Annotated in this window: 14 protein-coding genes; 12 read left to right on the plus strand and 2 right to left on the minus strand. The window is 72.4% G+C overall.

Annotated elements, in window-relative coordinates:
* Nucleotides 1-41: 41 nt before the first annotated feature.
* From AMK18_RS15075 to mutM, 9 genes are all read left to right on the plus strand, one after another.
* Nucleotides 42-1,679, plus strand: coding sequence for a DAK2 domain-containing protein (locus AMK18_RS15075; RefSeq protein ID WP_018102414.1), 1,638 nt, complete (start codon nucleotides 42-44; stop codon nucleotides 1,677-1,679).
* A gap of 63 nt (nucleotides 1,680-1,742) precedes the next feature.
* Entirely contained in the window at nucleotides 1,743-3,959 is a 2,217-nt protein-coding gene (gene recG / locus AMK18_RS15080) for an ATP-dependent DNA helicase RecG (RefSeq protein WP_198957000.1), read from the plus strand.
* A gap of 103 nt (nucleotides 3,960-4,062) precedes the next feature.
* Complete coding sequence (gene rsmD / locus AMK18_RS15085; protein ID WP_073863140.1) at nucleotides 4,063-4,647, plus strand: 16S rRNA (guanine(966)-N(2))-methyltransferase RsmD; 585 nt, start codon at nucleotides 4,063-4,065, stop codon at nucleotides 4,645-4,647.
* 26 nt (nucleotides 4,648-4,673) lie between these two features.
* Entirely contained in the window at nucleotides 4,674-5,153 is a 480-nt protein-coding gene (coaD, locus tag AMK18_RS15090) for a pantetheine-phosphate adenylyltransferase (RefSeq protein ID WP_198957001.1), read from the plus strand.
* Nucleotides 5,154-5,263: 110 nt separating this feature from the next.
* Nucleotides 5,264-6,355 (plus strand): cell division initiation protein, encoded by a 1,092-nt coding sequence (locus AMK18_RS15095; protein ID WP_073863142.1) that lies wholly within the window; start codon nucleotides 5,264-5,266, stop codon nucleotides 6,353-6,355.
* Between the two features lie 189 nt (nucleotides 6,356-6,544).
* Complete coding sequence (locus AMK18_RS15100) at nucleotides 6,545-7,153, plus strand: YceD family protein (protein ID WP_018102409.1); 609 nt, start codon at nucleotides 6,545-6,547, stop codon at nucleotides 7,151-7,153.
* 2 nt (nucleotides 7,154-7,155) lie between these two features.
* Entirely contained in the window at nucleotides 7,156-7,329 is a 174-nt protein-coding gene (gene rpmF / locus AMK18_RS15105; protein WP_003965982.1) for a 50S ribosomal protein L32, read from the plus strand.
* A 19-nt stretch (nucleotides 7,330-7,348) separates the two neighbouring features.
* The gene (gene rnc / locus AMK18_RS15110) at nucleotides 7,349-8,173 is read left to right on the plus strand and encodes a ribonuclease III (RefSeq protein ID WP_026171428.1); all 825 of its coding nucleotides are present in this window, start codon (nucleotides 7,349-7,351) and stop codon (nucleotides 8,171-8,173) included.
* 83 nt (nucleotides 8,174-8,256) lie between these two features.
* Nucleotides 8,257-9,114, plus strand: coding sequence for a bifunctional DNA-formamidopyrimidine glycosylase/DNA-(apurinic or apyrimidinic site) lyase (gene mutM / locus AMK18_RS15115; RefSeq protein ID WP_018102407.1), 858 nt, complete (start codon nucleotides 8,257-8,259; stop codon nucleotides 9,112-9,114).
* Here the strand turns inward: mutM and AMK18_RS15120 are convergent.
* Together AMK18_RS15120 and AMK18_RS15125 are read right to left on the minus strand one after the other, a co-directional pair.
* Nucleotides 9,111-9,512 (minus strand): winged helix-turn-helix transcriptional regulator, encoded by a 402-nt coding sequence (locus AMK18_RS15120; RefSeq protein WP_018102406.1) that lies wholly within the window; start codon nucleotides 9,510-9,512, stop codon nucleotides 9,111-9,113. The two genes, mutM and AMK18_RS15120, sit on opposite strands and share 4 nt — an antisense overlap.
* A 98-nt stretch (nucleotides 9,513-9,610) precedes the next feature.
* Entirely contained in the window at nucleotides 9,611-10,636 is a 1,026-nt protein-coding gene (locus tag AMK18_RS15125; RefSeq protein ID WP_073863143.1) for a CAP domain-containing protein, read from the minus strand.
* Nucleotides 10,637-10,778: 142 nt separating this feature from the next.
* Here AMK18_RS15125 and AMK18_RS15130 point away from each other — a divergent pair, with 142 nt between their 5' ends.
* The 3 genes from AMK18_RS15130 to AMK18_RS15145 all read left to right on the plus strand — a co-directional run bounded on the left by AMK18_RS15130 (nucleotide 10,779) and on the right by AMK18_RS15145 (nucleotide 15,668).
* Entirely contained in the window at nucleotides 10,779-11,060 is a 282-nt protein-coding gene (locus AMK18_RS15130; RefSeq protein ID WP_051093064.1) for an acylphosphatase, read from the plus strand.
* A 437-nt stretch (nucleotides 11,061-11,497) separates the two neighbouring features.
* A complete protein-coding gene (locus tag AMK18_RS15140; RefSeq protein WP_018102403.1) occupies nucleotides 11,498-11,707 on the plus strand; it encodes a hypothetical protein in 210 nt (69 codons plus the stop codon).
* 229 nt (nucleotides 11,708-11,936) lie between these two features.
* Entirely contained in the window at nucleotides 11,937-15,668 is a 3,732-nt protein-coding gene (locus AMK18_RS15145) for an AAA family ATPase (protein WP_073863144.1), read from the plus strand.
* Nucleotides 15,669-15,764 lie beyond the last annotated feature (96 nt).

Genomic DNA, 15,764 nt, shown 5'->3' on the forward strand with positions numbered 1-15,764 from the left:
CACGAGTCCCCGTTCCGAGTCCCGTCCGAGGAGGACCCGAGGTGCCGCAGACCGCCGACGAACCGGATGCCGTCGCGGTACGGAGCTGGTGCTCCCTGGCCCTCGAAGCGCTCGGCCGGGAGCGGGAGGCGATCGACGCGATCAACGTCTATCCCGTCGCCGACGGGGACACCGGCACCAACCTCTACCTGACCGTGGAATCCGCGGCCGCCGCCGTCGAAGCGGTCTTCGCCGCCCACGCGACCGGCACCTCGGTGCCCTCCGCCGCCGACGCGGTACGGGCCATGGCCCACGGCGCCCTCATCGGCGCCCGCGGCAACTCCGGCACGATCCTCGCCCAGCTCCTGCGCGGCATGGCCGGCGTCCTCGCGGAGGGCACCGGCGGCGACCGGATGCGCCTCGCCCTCGCCCAGGCCGCCGCCTGGGCCCGCGAAGCCGTCGCCCACCCCGTCGAGGGCACCGTCCTCACCGTCGCGGACCGGGCCGCGGCCGCCGCCGCACAGGCCGCCCCCGGCGCGGACACCGCCGAGGTGGCCCGGGCCGCCTACGAGGGCGCCCGCGCCGCACTGGACGCGACGCCCGGACAGCTCCCCGCCCTCGCCAGGGCCGGGGTGGTCGACGCCGGAGGGCGCGGCCTGGTCACCCTGCTCGGCGCCCTGGTCGAAGCCGTCTCCGGACGGGGCCCGGAGCGGCCGTACGAGACCCCCGTCCCGTTCGTCCCGGTGGGCGGCGGCGACGCGGAGTGCCCGGCGGGCGACGACGGGGACGGGGGCGGCCCCGCCTTCGAGGTGATCTACCTGCTGGAAGCGGGCGACGAGGCCGTCGAGCGGCTGCGCGCCCGGCTGGACGCCCTCGGCGACTCCCTGGTGGTCGTCGGCGGCGACGGGCTGTGGAACGTCCACGTCCATGTGGACGACGCCGGAGCCGCGGTCGAGGCGGGCGTCGAGGCCGGCCGCCCGTACCGCATCCGCATCACCCACTTCGCCGCCGACCGCGCCCACGCCCGCCCCGAGCCCGCCCGGCGCGCGGTCGTCGTGGTCGTCCCCGGCGACGGCCTCGCCGCCCTCTGCCGGGAGGCCGGCGCGACGACCGTGCTCGCCCGGCCCGGCGAACCGCCCGCCAGCGGCGAGCTGGCCGACGCCGTCCGCCGCGCCCACGCCCGCGAGGTGGTCCTCCTCCCGAACGACGCGGACCTGCGCCACACCGCGGCCGCCGCCGCCGAACAGGCCAGGGCCCACGGCGTCCGGGTCGCCGTCATCCCCACCCGGGCCGCCGTCCAAGGCATCGCGGCCCTCGCCGTCCACGAGCCGGACCGCAGCTTCGACGAGGACGTGGTCGCGATGACCTCGGCCGCGGGCGCCACCCGCTACGCCGAACTCGCCGTCGCCGAACGGCAGTCCTGGACCACGGCGGGCATCTGCCAGGCCGGGGACATCCTCGGGCTCATCGACGGCGACGTGGCGGTCATCGGCCAGGACGTCCCCGGTACCGCCCGCAAGGTGCTGGACCGGATGCTCGCGGCCGGCGGCGAACTGGTCACCCTGGTCCTGGGCGAGAACACCCCGCCCACGCTGGCCGAAGCCCTGGAACAGCACGTCCGCGACGGCCACCTCGCGGTGGACACCACCACGTACCGGGGCGGCCACCAGGGCGCGCCGTTGCTGATCGGCGTCGAGTAGCACCCGGCGCGACGACGGGCCCCGGCGGCGCCCGACGGACAACTGTCACTGCCGTGGTGTGCAATGGATCGCGTGTCTGCGTTCGAAGAACCCCTCAAGAAGCTGCTCGGCGGACCCACCGCGAAGGTGATGGCCGAACACCTCGACCTGCACACCGTCGGTGATCTCCTCCATCACTACCCCCGCCGGTACGAGGAGCGCGGCCGGCTCACGGCGCTGACCGATCTCCCGCTGGACGAGCACGTCACCGTCGTCGCCCAGGTCGCCGACGCCCGCGTCCTCACCTTCAACGGCGGCCGCGGCAAGCGCCTCGAAGTGACCCTCACCGATGGGCACGGCCGCCTCCAGCTCGTCTTCTTCGGACATGGCGTCCACAAACCGCACAAGGACCTGCTGCCCGGCCGACGGGCGATGTTCGCCGGGAAGGTCTCCGTCTTCAACCGCAAGATGCAGCTCGCCCACCCCACGTACCAACTGCTCGACGCCGCCTCGACGGACGACGCCGGGGCGACGGAGGTCGTGGACGCCTTCGCGGGCAAGCTGCTGCCGATCTACCCCGCCTGCAAGCAGCTCGACTCCTGGCGGATCGCCAAGGCGGTCGACGCGGTGCTGCCCAGCGCCCGGGAAGCCGTCGACCCGCTTCCCGAAGCCCTGCGCGAGGGGCGCGGCTTCACCTCGCTGCCCGAGGCCCTGCTCAAGATCCACCGCCCGGCCACCAAGGCCGACGTGGCCGCGGCCCGGGACCGGCTCAAGTGGGACGAGGCCTTCGTCCTCCAGGTCGCCCTGGCCCGCCGCAGGTACGCCGACAACCAGCTCCCCGCCGTCGCCCGCAGGCCCGCCCCCGACGGCCTCCTCGACGCCTTCGACGCGAAGCTGCCGTTCACCCTCACCGACGGCCAGCAGAAGGTCTCCAAGGAGATCTTCGACGACCTCGCCACCGAACACCCGATGCACCGCCTCCTCCAGGGCGAGGTCGGCTCGGGCAAGACCATGGTGGCCCTGCGCGCCATGCTCGCCGTGGTCGACGCGGGCGGCCAGGCCGCCATGCTCGCGCCCACCGAGGTCCTGGCCCAGCAGCACCACCGGTCGATCACCGAGATGATGGGCGAGCTCGCCGAGGGCGGCATGCTGGGGGGCTCCGACCAGGGCACCAAGGTCGTGCTGCTCACCGGGTCCATGGGCACCGCCGCCCGCCGGCAGGCCCTGCTCGACCTGGTCACCGGCGAGGCCGGCATCGTCATCGGGACGCACGCCCTGATCGAGGACAAGGTCAAGTTCCACGACCTGGGCCTGGTCGTCGTGGACGAACAGCACCGCTTCGGGGTCGAGCAGCGCGACGCCCTTCGCTCGAAGGGCAAGCAACCGCCCCACCTCCTCGTCATGACCGCGACGCCCATTCCCCGTACCGTCGCCATGACCGTCTTCGGGGACCTGGAGACCTCCGTCCTCGACCAGCTCCCGGCCGGCCGCTCGCCCATCGCCAGCCACGTCGTCCCCGCCAAGGACAAGCCGCACTTCCTCAGCCGCGCCTGGGAACGCGTCCGCGAGGAGGTGGAGAACGGCCACCAGGCGTACGTCGTCTGCCCCCGCATCGGCGACGACGAGGACGACCCGGGGAAGAAGAAGGGGAAGAAGACGGCCGAGGAGGAGGCGACGGCCGACAAGCGCCCGCCGCTCGCCGTCCTGGAGATCGCCGAACAACTCGCCAAGGGCCCCCTGCACGGACTGCGCGTCGAGGTGCTGCACGGCAGGATGCAGCCCGACGACAAGGACGACGTCATGCGCCGCTTCGCCGCCGGTGACGTCGACGTCCTGGTCGCCACCACCGTCATCGAGGTCGGCGTCAACGTCCCCAACGCCACCGCGATGGTCATCATGGACGCCGACCGCTTCGGCGTCTCCCAGCTGCACCAGCTGCGCGGCCGGGTCGGCCGCGGCTCCGCCCCCGGACTCTGCCTGCTGGTCACCGAGGCCCACGAAGCGAGCCCCGCCCGCGCCCGGCTCTCCGCCGTCGCCGCGACTCTGGACGGCTTCGAGCTCTCCCGTATCGACCTCGAACAGCGCCGCGAGGGCGACGTGCTCGGCCAGGCCCAGTCCGGGGTGCGCTCCTCGCTGCGCGTCCTCAGCGTCATCGACGACGAGGAGGTCATCGCCGCCGCCCGCCAGGAGGCCGTCGCCGTCGTCGCCGCCGACCCCGAGCTCGCGCACCTGCCCGAGCTGCGCACCGCCCTGGACGCCCTGCTCGACAAGGAGCGCGAGGAGTACCTGGACAAGGGGTGACCCCGCCCGCCCCGGGGCGCCCCGCCCTCCCCGACGCCATATCGTGGGAGGTACGGCGCCCACGGCACCCCGCGCGCCGCCCCGACCCGAGGACCAGTCACCCATGACCCGCGTGATCGCAGGCGTGGCCGGCGGACGCCGCCTGGCCGTCCCGCCCGGCACCGGCACCCGGCCCACATCCGACCGCGCGCGCGAGGGCCTGTTCTCCACCTGGCAGGCGCTCCTGGGCACCCTCGACGGCATCCGGGTCGCCGACCTCTACGCCGGCTCCGGCGCCGTCGGCCTCGAAGCGCTCTCCCGGGGCGCCGTCCACGCCCTGCTCGTGGAGGCCGACGCCAAGGCCCTGCGCACCGTCAAGGACAACGCCCGCACCCTCGGCCTGCCCGGCGCCGAGGTCCGCGGCGGCAAAGCAGAACAGATCGTGACGGGTCCGGCACCCGCGGAGCCGTACGACGTGGTCTTCCTGGACCCGCCGTACGCCGTCACCGACGACGATCTTGGGGAGATCCTGCTCACACTCCGTACCCAGGGGTGGCTCACGGGCGACGCACTCGTCACCGTGGAACGCGGCACCAGAGGCGGAGAATTCAGCTGGCCCAAGGGTTTCGAGCCGTTGCGATCCCGTCGCTACGGCGAGGGAACGCTTTGGTACGGTCGCGCCGCCGCCACGTGCGAAGACGCACGATGACCGGACCGGAGAGCGAGGGAATCAAGTTGCGCCGCGCCGTATGCCCGGGGTCGTTCGACCCCATCACCAACGGACATCTCGACATCATCGGCCGAGCCTCGAAGCTGTACGACGTCGTGCACGTCGCCGTGATGATCAACCAGTCCAAGCAGGGGCTGTTCACGGTCGAGGAGCGGATCGAGCTCATCCGCGAGGTCACCGCCGAGTTCGGCAACGTCCAGGTCGAGTCCTTCCACGGCTTGCTCGTGGACTTCTGCAAGCAGCGCGACATCCCGGCCATCGTGAAGGGCCTGCGGGCCGTCAGCGACTTCGACTACGAACTCCAGATGGCCCAGATGAACAACGGGCTCTCCGGCGTCGAGACGCTCTTCGTGCCGACCAACCCCACCTACAGCTTCCTGTCGTCCTCCCTGGTCAAGGAGGTCGCGGCGTGGGGCGGCGACGTCTCCCACCTGCTGCCGCCGGTCGTCCAGCGGGCCCTGACCGAACGCCTCCCGCAGCGCTGAGCCACTGACGGCGCGTCAGCGTCACGCACCGCAGGTGTCGGGCGGGCGCCGACTGGCCGTACAGTCGTCCCGTCCGTCTCCAACCGGCAGTAGAGAGTGGCGAGCACACGGTGGACGTGCAGAAGAAGCTGGACGAGATCGTCGCGACGGTCGGGAACGCCCGGTCCATGCCCATGTCGGCGTCCTGCGTGGTCAACCGCGCCGACCTGCTCGCGATGCTCGAAGAGGTGCGCGAGGCCCTGCCCGGCTCGCTCGCCCAGGCCGCCGAGGTCATCGGCGGCCACGAGCAGCTGGTCGAGCAGGCCCGCCAGGAGGCCGGCCGCATCATCGAGAACGCCCACGCCGAGCGCACCTCCCTGATCTCCGACACCGAGATCGCCCGCCGCTCCCAGGCCGAGGCGGACCGCATCCTCGCCGAGGCCCGCAAGGAGGCCGACGAGGTCCGCGCCGAGGCCGACGAGTACGTCGACAGCAAGCTCGCCAACTTCGAGGTCGTCCTCACCAAGACCATCGGCTCCGTCGACCGGGGCCGCGAGAAGCTCCTCGGCCGCGGCCAGGGCTTCGACGCCCAGGGCTACGAGGACCCGGACTTCGCCGAGGCCCCCGAGCGCAGCACCGACCCGGACACGCTCCGCGAGCGCGCCGACGCGTACGTGGACACCAAGCTCGGCGCCTTCGAGGCGGTGCTCGCCAAGACCCTGGAGGCCGTCGGCCGGGGCCGGCAGAAGCTGCACGGCCGGGTCGCCACCGACGAGCTCGGCGCGCACATCGCCGCCCAGGACGCGGCCGGCGACCAGGGCCACACCAGCGACGAGGACCACTGGGCCGGACTGGCCGAGGTCGCGGCCCCGCAGCCGCTCCCGATCCCGCACCAGGCCGAGCCGCAGTACGCCCAGCCGGAACCGCAGTACGCCCAGGGCTACGGCTACCAGGACCAGCAGCAGGACGCGTACCAGGCACAGCAGGACGTCTACGGCTACCAGCAGCAGCCCGACCCGTACGCGGCCTACCAGCAGCAGGGCTACGACCAGGGTCAGGGGCAGGACGCGATGCAGGCCCAGGGCGGCTACGACGCCTGGCAGCAGCAGGCCCAGCCCCAGCAGCTGCCGCAGCACGGCGAGAGCGCCCTGGACGAGACCAGCCTCTTCGACACCAGCATGATCGACCTGGACCAGCTGCGCCGTTACGAACAGGAGCGCTGACCGCCGAAGGGGCCGGATTGGGAGCTGGGCGGTGTGTCCAGTATCCTGGCTCTTCGGTCGCGCGTATGTCCGCGATCCCGGCTGCCCGCTTCGACTCCGGACGGGCCGGCCCCTCCCACCACGCGTGACGCGTTCGATCCGAAAGCAGGAGAAGCCCTGAACGGCCAGCTCGACCACCGAAACCCCCTCGTGTTCGACACGCACGAGCTGGGCCGGCGTGCGGGTGCCATGAAGCGGCTGACCCGCACGGCCGACGCCCCCGCCGACCTCGGGATCGGCGACGTCATCGGAGTGCCGCAGGGCGCGCCGGTGAAGCTGGACCTCCGTCTCGAATCCGTCATGGAGGGCGTGCTCGTGACCGGGACCGCCCGTGCGACGGTCGAGGGGGAGTGCGTAAGGTGTCTGGAGCCGCTGAGCCGCGAGGTCGAGGCGGACTTCCAGGAGATGTTCTCGTACCCTGACGCCGATGACCGGAACCACGGCAAGCCCGCGGATCCGGCCGACGACGCCGAGGACGACGAGGACAGGCTTTTCCTCGAGGACGGCCTGTTCGACCTCGAGCCGGTGCTGCGTGATGCGGTGGTGCTCGCACTGCCGATGCAGCCGGTGTGCAAGGAATCCTGTGCCGGTCTGTGCTCCGAGTGCGGAGTCAGGCTGGACGAGAATCCCGGCCACCACCACGATGCCGTCGACGCTCGTTGGGCGGCACTGCAAGGACTCGCCGAGACCATTCAGGACGGCGAGAAGGACAACATGGGCGGCGCCGCACCCGGCGTCGACAAGAAGCAGGAGAAGTAGCCGTGGCTGTTCCGAAGCGGAAGATGTCGCGCAGCAACACGCGCCACCGCCGGTCGCAGTGGAAGGCTGCGGTCCCCACCCTGGTTTCGTGCGAGCGCTGCCAGGAGCCGAAGCTGCAGCACATCGCGTGCCCCAGCTGCGGCACGTACAACAAGCGCCAGGTCCTCGAGGTCTGAGCGGCTGGTGAGAGGCCCGATGTCTGAGTTGTCCCACGCCAAGAAGCAGGCAGACAACGTCAACACAGCCTCGTCCCACACGCTTCTGGAAGGGCGGCTCGGGTACCAACTCGAGTCCGCCCTTCTGGTGCGTGCGCTGACCCACCGTTCGTACGCGTACGAGAACGGCGGTCTGCCCACCAACGAGCGGCTGGAGTTCCTCGGGGACTCCGTGCTCGGTCTGGTGGTCACGGACACGCTGTACCGCACCCACCCCGACCTGCCCGAAGGCCAGCTGGCCAAGTTGCGGGCCGCGGTGGTCAACTCGCGTGCGCTTGCGGAGGTGGGCCGCGGCCTCGAACTCGGCTCCTTCATCCGGCTCGGCCGAGGTGAAGAGGGCACGGGAGGCCGGGACAAGGCATCCATCCTCGCCGACACCCTGGAAGCGGTGATCGGTGCGGTCTATCTCGATCAGGGCCTCGACGCGGCGTCCGAGCTGGTTCACCGGCTCTTCGACCCGCTGATCGACAGGTCCTCGAACCTCGGTGCCGGCCTGGACTGGAAGACCAGCCTCCAGGAGCTCACCGCGAGCGAGAGCCTCGGAGTCCCCGAGTACCTCGTCACGGAGACCGGCCCGGACCACGAGAAGACCTTCACTGCTGCCGCCCGCGTCGGTGGTGTCTCGTACGGCACCGGCACCGGCCGTAGCAAGAAGGAAGCGGAGCAGCAGGCGGCCGAGTCCGCCTGGCGGGAGATCACCGCCGCCGCCGAGGCACGGGAGGCAGCGGCCAAGGCCGCCGCCGACGGAGGGGCCGCCGACACCCCTGCCGACCCCGCGCCGTCCACGGACGTCGCTCCGGCCTGACCTGCGGAGAACCCCCCGACGCCACCGCGCGCCGGGGGGTTCTCCCTTTTCTCTGTACGCCTTCTCGTCCCAGGAGCCTCCCCGTGCCCGAACTGCCCGAGGTCGAAGTCGTCCGCCGAGGTCTGGAGCGCTGGGTCGCCGGGCGGACGGCCGGCGAGGTCGAGGTCCTGCACCCGCGCGCGGTCCGCCGCCACCTCGCGGGCGGCGTGGACTTCGCGGCCCGGCTCACGGGCATGCGGTTCGGGACGGCGATGCGCCGGGGCAAGTACCTGTGGGTGCCGCTGGACGACGCCGGCTCGCTCCTCGGCCACCTGGGCATGAGCGGTCAGCTGCTCGTCCAGCCCGTGGGGGCGCCGGACGAGAAGCATCTGCGGGTCAGGATCAGGTTCGCCGACGCGGTCGGCACCGAGCTGCGCTTCGTGGACCAGCGGACCTTCGGCGGGCTCTCGCTCCACGAGAACACCCCGGACGGGCTGCCCGACGTCATCGCGCACATCGCCCGCGACCCCCTGGACCCGGCCTTCGACGACGCCGCGTTCCACACAGCGCTGCGACTGCGCCGTACGACGGTCAAGCGCGCCCTGCTCGACCAGTCGCTGATCAGCGGGGTCGGCAACATCTACGCGGACGAGGCGCTGTGGCGCGCCCGGCTGCACTACGACCGGCCGACCGCGACGCTCACCCGCCCCAAGTCCGCCGAGCTCCTCGGCCACGTCCGCGACGTGATGAACGCGGCCCTCGCCCAGGGCGGCACCAGCTTCGACAGCCTCTACGTGAACGTGAACGGCGAGTCCGGCTACTTCGACCGCTCGCTCGACGCCTACGGCCGCGAGGGCGAGCCCTGCCACCGCTGCGGTACGCCGATGGCACGGCGCCCCTGGATGAACCGGTCCAGCTACTACTGCCCCCGCTGCCAGCGCCCGCCGCGCGTCAGGCCCTAGTTCTCGCGGGCGTCGTAGCGGGCCCGGGCCGCCAGGACCTCGGGCATCCGGCCCTCCACGAAGTGGATCAGGCCGAGCAGCCGCTCCGCGACCTCGTGGCCCAGCGGGGTCAGCTCGTAGTCGACCCGGGGCGGATTGGTGAGCTGGGCCTCGCGGTGCACCAGGCCGTCCCGCTCCAGCGCGTGCAGCGTCTGGGACAGCATCTTCTCGCTCACCCCGTCGACCTTGCGGCGCAGCGCGTTGAAACGCAGGCTCTCCTCGTACAGGGCGCCGAGCGTCAGCGCGCCCCAGCGGCCGGTGGCGTGTTCGAGCAGGCCGCGCGAGGGGCACTGCTTCGAGAACACGTCGAAGGGCAGGTCGTCCAACGCCGACGTCTCCGGTGCGGTGCTCTGGTCCATGAAACCAGCGTACGCCCGCACAGCGCTTTCCCTGAGTCAGTGTGATGCGAGGGAGGCGAGTGGGGCGTACGAGGTGGTGGGTACGGCGGTGGTGCCGGTCAGAAGCCGAAGTCCTGGGTCCACCAGGGGCCGCCGGCCCCGTAGTGGACGCCGACGCCGAGCGTCTTGTAATCGCAGTTGAGAATGTTTGCGCGGTGGCCGTCGCTGTTCATCCAGGCGTCCATCACGGCCTCCGCGTCGGCCTGTCCGCGGGCGATGTTCTCGCCGCCGAGTCCCGAGACACCGGCCGCGTCCGCCCGGTCCCAGGGGGTCTTGCCGTCGGGGTCGGTGTGGTCGAAGAAGCCGCGCGCGGCCATGTCGTCGCTGAAGCTCTGGGCGAGCGAGGCGAGCGAGGAGCTGGCGGTGACCGGGCTGCAGCCGACCTTGCCGCGCTCCTCGTTGACGAGGGCCAGGATCGCGGCCTGCGCCGAGGCGGCGGTGCTCGTCGGAGCGCTGCTCTTCGAGGGGGCCGGCGCGGAGGACTTCGGGGCGGCCGGCGCCGAGCTCTTCGCGGCCTTGGTGGTCGGGGCCTTCGAGGACGAGGAGGAGGAGGAGGAGGGCTTGGCCGACTCCTTCTTCTGGACCGGGGCCTTCTTGCCGGACGCGGTCTTCGACGGCGACGCGGACTTGGAGGGCGAGGCCGTCTTCGAGGGCGAGGCGGTGGCCGAAGCGGAGGGCGAGTGGGAGGCGCTGGGCGAGGCCGAGCCGGAGGGCTTCGACGTCGCGGAATGCGACTTCTTGGGTGCTTCGGGGCGGTCGGTTCCGCGGCTCGCCGGGGTGGAAGCGGAGGAGCGGTCGGAGGGCGATGCGGTAATGCCCCCCTGGGTGAGCAGGTCCGGGGCGGCCTGGGAGCGGACCTGGTCGGCGGTCGGACCGCCGCTCACGGTGAGACTGTCCCCGCCGGGCAGCAGACCCGACGCCACGGCGACGGCGCCGACGGCCACGGCCGCCGAGACACCTATGAGTCCGGTGCGCACGGGGATCGCGGACCGCTTCCTGCGGCCCGCCCCGCGGTGCCGGGCCGAGGCCCCGTCCGCCTGTTCCTCGGCGGCGGGGGCTGCGGCGCTGCGTCGATGGCGTCCCATCTGCTGTGCCCTTCTGACGACCTGGACGCCGTTTTCGACGCCCGTGCTCACCCGAACGAGTGAAGCTTTTGCGAGGGGACTGTACGCCATGGCGATTCGCCGGGAGGTGCTCCGAAAGCAATGTGACCGATAGCGTTCGGGCATGAACGAAGATGCACGGCTCACCGCTTGGGTACGCGGCCGAGTACAGCAAGTAGGCTTCCGCTGGTTCACCAGGGCAAACGCTTTGGAGATCGGCGGCCTCACCGGTTTCGCACTCAATCTGGACGACGGCCGGGTACAGGTCGTGGCGGAGGGCCCGCGTGAGAATTGCCACCGTCTTCTCGACTGGCTCCGGTCCGACGACACACCCGGCCGCGTTGACGGCGTCACTGAGATATGGGACACGCCGCGGGGCGGATACGAGGGATTCGCGATCCGCTGAGACCGCTCCCGAAAGGACCTCGAAAGGGGCCCGCATCCGGCCCGTGTCCGATGCGCGGCGGGCGGTGACGGCAAGGGCACCCGTCGCGCGTGCACATGAAATGACCTGCGGAATGTCCTGATGGTTGCCAAGATTCAGTTGGCATGCCAGGCTGCCGCCCTAAGGATGATCTCCGTACCCCTGAGGGCCCCGTCGGAGAGCCGCGCCGCATGATCGTCTCGCCGCGCGCCCCCGGGACGCCCGCCTCTGTGGGGTGTGATCGTGTTGACCGTCAAACTTTTTGGTGAGACTCTGAAATCCCCGCGCACCTCAGCTGTTCGGCAGAGCTGGTAGGCAGCAGGACAGCAGTGACAGCGAGCACTGCCGAACACCGCGGGTGCGATCCCTCACGACCCACACCGCATCGGTCGGTCACTCATTGTGGAGGACCATCCATCATGGCAAAGGCGCTTCTCGGTTACGTCGGCGGTTCCGACCCGCGACTCCTCGCCGAGATGCGACGGCTCCAGCAGCGCGTCCAGGACCTCGAATCCGAGCTTGTACGGATTCAGGAGGAGAACGACGCGCTCAACGCCGCCGCCCAGCACCAGTCGCTGCTCGACAGCATCGACATCGACGTACCCCAGGCGGAGCCCGCACTCACCTGACCCGCACGGCGGCCTGACCCGCACGGCACACCCGCATTCTCCGTCAGGCCGCGGGTACGTGTGCGGTACCGCCTGATCCGCAGAATCACAGGGGACGCTTCGGCGTCCCTTCTTTCTTTTCCCCCGCCTCGCGCAGGTCCCGCCCCGGACGTACAGCCCTTCCCTTACCGTCTGATGTGCCCTGCACCTTCATCAGCGAAACCGAGAGCGAAAGGTAGAGTCCGGCGGCGTGCACCTCAAGGCCCTGACCCTGCGCGGTTTCAAGTCGTTCGCCTCCGCCACGACGCTGCGGTTCGAACCCGGCATCACCTGCGTCGTCGGGCCCAATGGGTCGGGCAAATCCAATGTGGTGGACGCGCTCTCCTGGGTCATGGGTGAACAGGGCGCGAAATCCCTGCGCGGCGGCAAGATGGAAGACGTGATCTTCGCCGGGACCACCGGCCGGCCGCCGCTGGGCCGGGCCGAGGTCTCGCTGACCATCGACAATTCCGACGGCGCCCTGCCCATCGAATACGCCGAAGTCACCATTACGCGGATCATGTTCCGCAACGGCGGCAGCGAATACCAGATTAACGGCGACACCTGCCGGCTCCTGGACATCCAGGAACTCCTCTCCGACTCCGGTATCGGCCGCGAGATGCACGTCATCGTCGGCCAGGGCCAGCTGGACTCCGTCCTGCACGCCGACCCCATGGGCCGCCGCGCCTTCATCGAGGAGGCGGCCGGCGTCCTCAAGCACCGCAAGCGCAAGGAGAAGGCGCTGCGGAAGCTGGACGCGATGGGCGCGAACCTCGCCAGGGTCCAGGACCTCACCGACGAGCTGCGCAGACAGCTGAAGCCCCTCGGCCGGCAGGCGGCCGTGGCCCGCCGCGCCGCCGTCATCCAGGCCGACCTGCGCGACGCCCGGCTGCGCCTCCTCGCCGACGACCTCGTGACGCTGCGCACCGCCCTGCGCAGCGAGATCGCCGACGAGGCCGCGCTCAAGCAGCGCCGGGAGGCCGCCGAGGCGGAGCTCAAGGCCGCCCTCGCCCGCGAGGCCGAACTGGAGGACCAGGTACGGCGGCTGACGCCCAGGCTCCAGCGCGCCCAGCAGACCTGGTACGACCTCTCGCAGCTCGCCGAACGGGTCCGCGGCACGATCTCGCTGGCCGACGCCCGGGTGAAGAGCGCCACCGCCCCGCCCGAGGAGGAGCGCCGCGGCCGCGACCCCGAGGACATGGAGCGCGAGGCCGCCCGCATCCGCGAGCAGGAGGCCGAGCTGACCGCCGCCCTGGAAGCGGCCGAGCACGCGCTGGACGACACCGCATCGCACCGCCACGAGCTGGAGCGCGAGTTGGCGGCCGAGGAGCGCCGCCTCAAGGACGCCGCGCGCGCCCTGGCCGACCGCCGCGAAGGGCTCGCCCGGCTGCACGGCCAGGTCAACGCCGCCCGCGGCCGCGCCGGTTCGGCCCAGGCGGAGATCGACCGGCTCTCCGCCTCGCGCGACGAGGCCCGGGAGCGGGCCGTCGCCGCCCAGGAGGAGTACGAGGAGCTGAAGGCCGAGGTCGACGGCCTGGACGCCGGGGACACCGAGCTCGGCGAACAGCACGAAGCCGCCCGTCGCGCGCTGAAGGAGGCCGAGGCGGCGCACTCCCGGGCCCGCGAGGAGGCCACCGCCGCCGAACGGCAGCGCGCCGCCGTCGCGGCCCGGCACGACGCGCTCGCCCTCGGGCTGCGGCGCAAGGACGGCACCGGTGCGCTGCTCGGCGCCCGCGACCGGCTCACCGGCCTGCTCGGGCCCGCCGCCGAACTGCTGACGGTGGCCCCGGGCCACGAGGTCGCGGTGGCGGCGGCGCTGGGCGCGGCGGCGGACGCGGTCGCGGTCACGGACCCGGCCACGGCGGCCGAGGCGATCCGGCTGCTCCGCAAGCAGGACGCGGGGCGCGCGGCGCTGCTGCTGGGCGCCCCGGCACGGGCCGCCACCGGGGACGGCGACGCGACCGGACACGTACCCGGCCAGGGCACCTCGGCCCACCCGCCGCACCACGGGGACGCCCCGCACGTCGCGCTGCCCGGCCCGAGCACGGACGGTGGGGGAGCGGCCGAGGCCGTACCGGCGACGCGGGCGCCGGAGCCCGCGCACACCGTGCAGGCCCTCGCCCCCGGCGGCTCCGCCGCCCACGTCGCCGATCTCGTCAGCGGCCCCGCCGAACTGGTGGCCGCCGTCCGCAGGCTGGTCCGGGACATGGTGGTCGTCCCGACCCTGGAGGACGCCGAGGACCTGGTCGCCGCGCACCCGGAGCTGACCGCGGTGACCGGCGAGGGCGACCTGCTCTCCGCCCACTTCGCGCACGGCGGCTCCGCCGGGGCGCCCAGCCTCCTCGAAGTACAGGCGTCCGTGGACGAGGCCGCCGCCGAACTCGCCGGGCTCGCCGTGCGGTGCGCCGAACTGGCCGAGGCCCAGCGGCTCGCGGCCGGGCGGCGGACCGGGTCGGCGGCGCTGGTCGAGGAGTTGGGGGAGCGGCGGCGCGCCGCCGAGCGGGAGCGGGCGGGCGTTGCCCAGCAGCTCGGGCGGCTCGCCGGGCAGGCGCGGGGCGCCGCCGGTGAGGCGGAGCGCATGGACGCCTCCGCCGCCCGGGCCCAGGAGGCGCTGGAGCGGGCCACCGAGGAGGCGGAGGAGCTGGCCGAGCGGCTGCTCGTCGCGGAGGAGGCGGCCGGGGACGGTGCCGACGACGAACCGGACACCGGCGTGCGCGACCGGCTCGCGGCCGACGGTGCCAACGCCCGCCAGACCGAGATGGAGGCCCGCCTCCAGGTCCGTACGCACGAGGAACGCGTCAAGGCCCTTGCCGGGCGCGCCGACTCGCTGGACCGGGCCGCGCGCGCCGAGCGCGAGGCGCGGACCCGGGCCGAGCGGCGGCGGGCCCGGCTGCGCCACGAGGCGGAGGTGGCGGCGGCCGTGGCGTCGGGGGCCCGGCAGCTCCTGGCGCACGTCGAGGTGTCCGTCGTACGGGCGGAGCGGGAGCGGGCGGCGGCCGAGGAGTCCAAGGGGGAGCGGGAGCGCGAGCTGGCCGCGGAGCGGCTGCGCGGCCGGGACCTCAAGGGGGAGCTGGACAAGCTGACGGACTCGGTGCACCGGGGTGAGGTGCTGGGTGCCGAGAAGCGGCTGCGGGTGGAGCAGCTGGAGACCAGGGCGCTGGAGGAGCTGGGCGTCGAGCCGGCCGGGCTGGTCGCGGAGTACGGGCCCGACCAGCTGGTGCCGCCGTCGCCGCCCGCCGAGGGCGAGGAGCTGCCGGAGGACCCGGAGCATCCGCGTAACCGGCCCAGGGCGTTCGTCAGGGCCGAGCAGGAGAAGCGGCTCCGGTCCGCCGAACGGGCGTATCAGCAACTCGGGAAGGTGAATCCGCTCGCCCTGGAGGAGTTCTCCGCGCTGGAGGAGCGGCACAAGTTCCTCTCCGAGCAGCTGGAGGACCTGAAGAAGACCCGGGCCGATCTGCTCCAGGTCGTCAAGGAGGTCGACGAGCGGGTCGAGCAGGTGTTCACCGAGGCGTACCGGGACACCGCGCGCGAGTTCGAGGGCGTCTTCTCGCGCCTCTTCCCGGGCGGTGAGGGGCGGCTGATCCTGACCGATCCCGACCACATGCTCACCACCGGGGTCGATGTCGAGGCCCGGCCGCCGGGCAAGAAGGTCAAGCGGCTCTCCCTGCTCTCCGGCGGCGAAAGGTCCCTGACGGCGGTGGCGTTGCTGGTCTCGATCTTCAAGGCGAGGCCCAGCCCGTTCTACGTGATGGACGAGGTCGAGGCGGCGCTGGACGACACCAACCTCCAGCGGCTGATCCGGATCATGGAGGAGCTCCAGGAGAGCTCGCAGCTCATCGTCATCACGCACCAGAAGCGGACGATGGAGGTCGCCGACGCGCTGTACGGCGTGTCGATGCAGGGCGACGGCGTCTCGAAGGTGATCAGCCAGCGTCTGCGCTGAGCGCGGGGGTACCCGAGTGGTGGCGGGGCCGAAGATGTGCGCCACTTGAGATCCACTTACCCATGTCCGATGCCGTGGCCCCGCCCCAGGGAGGAC

The organism is Streptomyces sp. CB01249, assembly GCF_001905735.1.
In the GTDB taxonomy this organism is placed as follows: domain Bacteria; phylum Actinomycetota; class Actinomycetes; order Streptomycetales; family Streptomycetaceae; genus Streptomyces.